4 protein-coding genes are annotated in these 6,862 nt (G+C 58.4%); 1 reads left to right on the forward strand and 3 read right to left on the reverse strand.

From position 1 onward, the window contains the following. Both B4F73_RS09785 and B4F73_RS09790 read right to left on the reverse strand, forming a co-directional pair. Positions 1 to 1,355, reverse strand: a 1,355-nt coding sequence (locus tag B4F73_RS09785) for a tetratricopeptide repeat protein (RefSeq protein ID WP_290483140.1), incomplete at its 3' end; no start/stop codon positions are given. Positions 1,356 to 1,438: 83 nt separating this feature from the next. Then, a complete protein-coding gene (locus tag B4F73_RS09790) occupies positions 1,439 to 4,009 on the reverse strand; it encodes a TonB-dependent receptor (protein WP_290480564.1) in 2,571 nt (856 codons plus the stop codon). A 252-nt stretch (positions 4,010 to 4,261) separates the two neighbouring features. Between B4F73_RS09790 and B4F73_RS09795 the strand changes: the two genes are divergently transcribed. Further along, positions 4,262 to 5,896, forward strand: coding sequence for a BCCT family transporter (locus tag B4F73_RS09795; RefSeq protein ID WP_290483141.1), 1,635 nt, complete (start codon positions 4,262 to 4,264; stop codon positions 5,894 to 5,896). Positions 5,897 to 5,911: 15 nt separating this feature from the next. On the opposite strand, the gene B4F73_RS09800 is transcribed toward B4F73_RS09795, so the two are convergent. Further along, a partial coding sequence (locus tag B4F73_RS09800) for a hypothetical protein (protein WP_290483142.1) occupies positions 5,912 to 6,862 on the reverse strand: 951 nt, incomplete at its 5' end.

Here is a 6,862-nt window from a genome sequence, read left to right on the forward strand (position 1 = left end):
AGGATATTGGGAAGCTCAAGCGTTCCGTCCACGTCTGGGTGCGACGCGAGAATCTGTTCGATCAAGGTCGAGCCCGCCCGCGGCAGGCCAAGAATGAAGATCGGGTCTGGAGCGGCACAGCCCTTACCGGCCTGAGCTTCAAACAGGTCAGCCGTACAGATTGCTTTTTGCGCGTCGAATTCCGCATGCATCTGGTCGGTCGTATAGCGAACCGTCTGGTGCTTCAGCGCGTTGCCTTGCGCGTAGGCCAGGAATGCGGCGTCATGATCGCCGCGATCCTCATGGGCCTTGCCAAGCGCAAACGCGATGTGGATGCGGGACATATGGTCAATATCGAGTGCAGCAAACTGGGCTTGCATACGGGCGAGTTCATCATCGCCGAATGTGTAGGTCTTGAGATTTGCGAGACCGTACCAGGCATCCCCCTGCCCCGGCGCAACATCTGTTGCCGCCTTGTATGAACTGATTGCCTCTTCGGTTCGACCATAGGTTTTCAGCGCATGTCCCCGCGAGACCAGCGTAGCAGGATCACCAGGGATTTTCTGTAGCACCCGTTCAAAATGGTCCAGTGCGGTTTCATATTCACCCGCCTGCATACTCTCGATGGCGAAATGCGACTGGAATAGCGGATTGTCCGGATCACGCGCCATCAGAACTCCAGCCTGCTCCAGCGCTGCTGCAAATTTTTGCCGCTTGCGCAACACCTGAATATAGTCGAGCCGCAACTGCACATTGTCCGGATCAAGATCGACCGCGCTTTCAAGCAGGAATTCTGCATCCTCCTGAACACCGAGGCGGGACCCGATATCCGCCAGCAGGCGCATGCCTTCGACATGGGTCGGGTGCTTCTGGAGAAACGCTCTGGCGATTTCCTCCGCCCGGAAGACGCGGCCCTCATGAATATGATTTGTCACCGCTTGCAGCTCACGCGGAAGCGCGCGTACACGGTCTGCCTGCGCGCGGGCGTTGGTCGCCGCGTCCGTATTGCCCGCCTGATGGTACAGGTCTGCTAGCGCAGACCAGCTTGCCATCAAGGCAGGATTGTAGCGGGTCGCGCGCTCAAAAGCGCCGACGGCTCCGGACAGATCTCCGAGCTTGCGCTTGAGATGCCCCTCTTCCTGATAAGCGCGGCCGAAATCCGGTGAGAGCGACTTCAACGCGTCCAGATGCGCGAGCGCGTCCGCGCTGCGACCTTCATAGCGCGCGCAAACTGCCGCCATGTAGAGCGCTTCCTTATGAGTCGGCTCGCCAGCAAGAAGCGCATCGGTGATTTGTCGGGCGGTTGCAAAATCGCCAGACTGTATGGCTTTTTGCGCGTCCCGCAGGGCGAGGTCCGGATCAGAGATTGCGGTCATCGTGGTGCCTGAAGTTCCCGTCAAATAAAAGCAGCGCCCTGAACCTGTCAGGGCGCTGCTTCAGTATCAAGTAGGCGTATGTCCTAGTAGTCGTAGGAAACGCGAATACCGATTGTGCGCGGGCGCATTGGCGTGATGCGTTCGCGGTCATAAACGAAGCTGCCACTAAGCTCGGCATATTCGTTGGTCAGGTTCGAGGCGAAGATCTCCGCGCCCCAATTGTCGCCCGTGACGCCCATCGAGCCGCCCAGGGTGACATAGCCATCAAGGTCCATCTTGTTGATTTCGATGACATCACTGACGGAGTCGTCGGAGAACACGATCTGCGGCATGACATGCGCGGTGAGGCGCTGGCCAGCCACTTCCTGCTCGAGATCCCACTCATACCGAACACGCAGATTGCCCTGGTAGGCTGGCGCGAAGGCAAGGTCGGAACCTTCTACAACGTCATCTGTCGGCACGAGCACTTCGGTGATCTCGGTGTCGAGCAGCGAGAACGCACCTGCAATGGTCAGGCCGTCAACCGAGGCCGGCGCCCAGGTGAAGTCGCCTTCAAGGCCCTGGATCTCGGCATTGGCTGCGTTGTCGGAGAAGAACAGGTTCACGATCGAAGGATCGAAGATTGTGGTCTGCAGACCTTCAATGTCGACGAAGAAGGCTGACCCGTTGAAACGCAGCGAATTGTCGAACAGTTCGGTTTTCCAGCCGAGCTCGTAATTCTTCACTTCGTCCGTATCGACAGCATATGGCACGGTGTAGCCGCCTGGGCCGGAAGCACCGCCCGGACGGTTCAACAAGCCGGCACGGAAGCCTTCCGAGTATGTGGCGTAGAACATCACGTCGTCCGACGGCGTCCACTCGCCCGTCAGCTTGTAGATCATACCGTCGGTTGACGCCTTGTCCGGCGTCCCTGCCGGGCCGTTCGGGCCATACAGGAACGAAATGTTCGTACCGAACACTTGCTGGTCGGTATCTGCGAACAGGTTGAAGAAGGACGAGTTGGCACTTCCTTCAAGGTCAACTTCGACGTCATAGTATCGTGCGCCAGCCGTGATGGCGAACTGGTCAGAGATGTCGAAGGTGGTCTCGCCGAAGAGGCCCATCTGCTGATCGGTGCGCAGAATATCGTTTCGGAAGATAACGCCTTCCGGGAACGGACCGGCAACGCTGTAGTAACCGGGGGACGCACTGCCGATTTCGCCTGTTACGTCCGTTTGTGTCAGCGGATAGTTCGGGGCAAAGCCGATCGATCCATCCGTATAGGCCACCTGCGTTGAGCCCGGATAGACGAAGTCGTTACGCTCAGCCAGCTCAAGGTCGCTGTAGAAGGCGCCGAAGGTGGCGCGCCAGCGATTCTCGCTCGGCGTATTGAAGCGCAACTCATGCGTCTGCACTTTCGTCTCACTGTGTGAGTTCACGAACAGGTTCGGCGCGTAGCAATTGCCCGTCGGCGCACCCGCCGGATAGGTGACCGAGTAGTCACAGATATAGTAAGGCAGGTACTGGCCGACGAAGAGATAGTCGGAATAATCGACCGTCTGGTCTGTCGTGCGGTCCGTATACGCACCGGTATAGAGCGCCTCAAGCGCGCCGATACGGCCTTCCAGCGTCCATGAAGTGTTGTGGAACTTGTCTTCGATATTCTCCGGTGTGAAACGGACAATATCATAGTCATCCAGTTCGGGATCTGCGGCAAACACACCGTCGGACTCGATCTGCTGCTGAGCATGCGTGATCAGCAGGTCCCAATCTTCATTGATCTGGTACATGCCGCTCAGGCGAAAGCCCTGATAGGTGACATCATTGATGTCATTCTCGACAATGTTGCTGTTGTTTGCGTCAACGAAATTGACACCAGACAGATCAGCGCCTGCCTGGAAGCCTTCGCGCTGGGCACTCACGGGGACGCCATTGCCACGCACAGTGCCTTCGGTACGGAACCGGGCGGAGTCGCGTACAGACAATGTGCCGCCGACATTGTCGATATAGCCACCTTGAGTATCACTATAGACGACCCCACGCAGCGCCAACTTGTCATTGACGGGCACATTGATCATGGCCTCGACACTGTTGCTCATCTCACCGCCATCGGTGAACGAGGTGGACGCATTGAACCCGGCATCAAAGCCACTGAAGGACGGCTTGTTGGTAATCATGCGGACCGTACCGGCCTGCGAGCTTGAGCCGAACAGTGTGCCCTGAGGTCCGGACAAGACCTCTACGCGCTCGATATCGGCTGCATAGACGTCCAAATTCCGGCCCGGCTGGGCCAGCGGCTGCTCGTCGAGATAAAAGCTGACATTGGGGGCGAGACCGGCGACGCCTGCAACCGTCAGGTTTGGCGTGGTGGATGCGAGACCACGAATATAGATTGTATTCTGACCGGGGCCGGAACCACCTGCCGTGACGCCAGGCAGTTGGACAAGATAGTCCGAGAAATTCTTGACGCCGAGCTCTCTGAGCTGCTGCTCGCCGAGCGCCGTAACTGCGACGGGCACGTCCTGTGCGCTTTCCGAACGCTTGGTCGCCGTGATGGTCACTGTTTGAAGCCGTTTCGCGCTCGCTGGTTCCGCTGGAGCGTCCTGCGCCAATGCAACCGGCGCGACCAGTCCAGCCATCGCAATCAGCGAGGCCCCGTACTTGAGTCTATTCATGTGTGTTCCCTTTGGGTCGTCTCCAGCCATGGCGCGCCAGAATAAGCGGCGCGGCTCGGTACACATGGCTGCTCGATGGTTCCGAAGTACATTTTTATTTCGATGATAGAAAGGTTTCGCCCAGCTATTCGTCGGGTAACTACGGGAATCTTATGCAAACTGTTGCATCAAACCCTCACTCTTCACGATGGCGCGGACAGTTTCCTCAGAACAATGCTTTGATAATCGACGTATTTGCGGCACAAGCCCGGCATGGACACACAAGCCCCCGACACGCCGTCAGACCTGATTCCCGAGGACGAAGAAGCCCTTTTTGTCTACGAAACCGATTACGAGATCGGGCAGGACAATATCGAGGTCGCCGGGCTGAATATTCACAATCCTGTTTTCTTCCTGAGCGCCGGACTGATCATCGTCTTCTCCGGCCTCACGCTGCTCTTTCCGACAGTTTCGGCGGAGTATTTGACAGCGGCCCGAACCTGGACGCTGCAAAGCGCTGACTGGCTCTTCGCACTCACCGCCGTGCTCGTATTCGGCTTCTGCATCGCGCTGACCATCAGTCCACTAGGAAAAATCCGGTTGGGCGGACCGACCGCGACGCCGGACTTCAGTATCATGTCCTGGGTGGCGATGCTGTTCGCGGCCGGCGTGGGTGTCGGATTCATGTTCTACGGCGCAGCCGAACCGCTTGCTTATTATACTGACTGGTATGGCATGCCGCTGAATGCCGAACCGCTTTCAGCCGAAGCGGAACGGCTCGCGTATAGCGCCACGATCTTCCATTGGGGGCTCGCGCCCTGGGCGATCTATGCGATTGTCGGGCTCGCACTCGGATTCTTTGCGCACAATAAGGGCCTGCCTCTCAGCATCCGTTCGGCTTTCTATCCTTTGCTCGGTGAGCGGGTCTGGGGCTGGCCGGGGCATATCATCGACCTGTTTGCGGTTGTCTCGACTGTGTTCGGCCTCGCAACGACCATCGGCATCGGCGCAACGCAGGCGACCAGTGGGCTAGCTTACTTGCTCGGCTTTGAGCCCAATGTCGGCATCCAGATCCTGCTTATTGTCGTGATGACAGGGCTTGCAGTCCTGTCCGTTCTTCGCGGTCTTGATGGCGGCGTCAAACTGCTCAGCAATATCAATATGGGCATCGCCTTTGCCCTGCTCGTCTTCGTGATCATTGCCGGACCAACCATCCTGATCTTTACCGGTATGGGCCAGAATTTGCTCGCCTATATGACCGACACGCCCGCCCTCACCAACTGGCGACGGCGGCCGGACATCGCCTGGTTTCATGACTGGACCATATTCTATTGGGCCTGGTGGATTTCCTGGTCGCCCTTTGTCGGCATGTTCATCGCCCGCATTTCGAAGGGGCGGACAGTGCGCGAATATTTTGCGGTCGTTCTGTTTGCACCCGTCACAATTGGCATCATCTGGTTTACCGCGTTCGGCAAAACTGCGATCGCCCAATTCAAGACCGGCGAAGGCGAACTCGGCGAGGGCATGGGCAGCGCGTCTCTCGTCCTGTTCCAGATGCTGGCAGACCTGCCCTTCTCGGCCATCACTTCAGCCGCAGCCATCCTGCTGCTGGTCGTCTTCATCGTGACCTCGGCAGACTCCGGCGCACTGGTCGTCGACACGATCACCAGCGGCGGCAAGACAGATTCTCCCCGGCGCCAACGCGTATTCTGGGCCTGCTTGATCGGCCTGACAGCATCGGCCCTGCTCTATGGCGGAGGCACGGATGCGCTGCAGTCACTGCAGGCGGGCACAATCACGGCGGCCCTGCCCTTTACGCTGATCCTGCTGACCTGTTGTCTCAGCCTCTATATTGGCATGCGGGACGAATATCGCAGCATGAACCAGAGCGACGCGGCGGGGTTCTAACAGCCCGCCCTGCACTCAACAGTTCTTCCAGACGTCTCGGCAATAACTTGTATACACCCAGCCATTGATATTCACGACGGCCCTGTGGTCCTGCCCCGTTGCCCCTTCACCCGGAAACCAGCCAGCATGGCCGTAAACCACCTCGCCTGTGTCCAGCAGCAGAGTCACTACATGGCCATCGAAATAGTATTGCCCCGCAACGGGCCCTTCTGTGCCGCCACCGGGAAGAGATGACGCGCGCACATGCCCGGCCATGAACCGTCCATCCGGCAGGAAAAGGATGTCCCGCGGCTGAAGCTCGGACAGGGGAAGGTTCCCGGTTAAAACCTCATCGAAGCGCGCCCGGCCAATACCGATCCGCAGGTCCAACAACTCCCCTTTTGCAAACTTCCGATAGGTTTCGGCCTTTCGGTAAGTGAAACGCCCCCGCTCGAAGGAAGCGCCCGTCCAGTCCGAGCTTCTTGAAAGACTCTTCATGTCCAAATCATCCGCAGATCCGCGCCAGAAATACCGCTCGCATCCGAGCATGACCTTCCACGGTGACTCGACCTCATAAGGATCAAATAGCGCCGCATCCCAGTTCATGCAGGTGATCGCGCTTGCAGCAAAATCCCGCGATCGCTTCGGGAAGAGCACCAAAGTCTGGGTTTCGTCCTTGCCCGCAAAGCTGACCGCGTCGAAGCCGCCGCTGTCGATCATGCGCACCATGCCAACCGGCTTGCGATCCGGCGATACACGCTTTCCCAGCCCCTGAGCGCTCATGGCGGCCCGCACCTGGTCGCCCGTCATGCCGGCTTCGGAAACCTGAGCGCGGCCCATCAGGTACTCTATGACCTCCTGCATGATTTTATTGGACAGCACGGAAATACTCATCGCCGATGGCCCGGACGGCACGCCACCCAGTATCTTGTACTCCTTGACGGCCTCATCAAGAATCAGCGCGCTTTGCAATCCCCCCGCTTCCCA

This window comes from Hyphomonas sp. UBA3601 (assembly GCF_002375605.1).
In the GTDB taxonomy this organism is placed as follows: Bacteria; Pseudomonadota; Alphaproteobacteria; order Caulobacterales; family Hyphomonadaceae; genus Hyphomonas.